Source organism: Psychrobacter sp. GW64-MNA-CIBAN-0177, assembly GCF_040309585.1.
Classification (GTDB): Bacteria; Pseudomonadota; Gammaproteobacteria; order Pseudomonadales; family Moraxellaceae; genus Psychrobacter; species Psychrobacter okhotskensis.
The window spans coordinates 1-262 of the sequence record NZ_JBEOOY010000341.1 but is presented as its reverse complement, the minus strand read 5'-3'; the positions used below and the strand labels follow the sequence as shown (position 1 = coordinate 262).

Sequence of the window (262 nt, the reverse complement as noted above, 5' to 3'; positions counted from 1 at the left end):
CTTATAGATGGTACTTGGATTATTGCTCAAGCGTATAAGGATATTGCTAGGGAGTATGATTTTAGCGCCAGTGACACTATAAATGCTGTTATAACAGAGCAGTGCCCTCATGCACTGGCAAGTGAGAGGGCGGGTAAATTATTTGCAGATAATCATGTGCATTTAGGCGGCCATGGGCATACAGGGCCTTCGCTATTAAGTTTTGCGCTCTATGGCGAAACCTTACCAGATAAGAGCTGGCCTAAGCGCCCAGAATATACAC

1 protein-coding gene is annotated in these 262 nt (G+C 45.0%); it reads left to right on the top strand.

The features are described 5' to 3' along the window. A partial coding sequence (locus AAEY79_RS15360; RefSeq protein ID WP_352289381.1) for a hypothetical protein occupies nt 1-262 on the top strand: 262 nt, incomplete at both ends.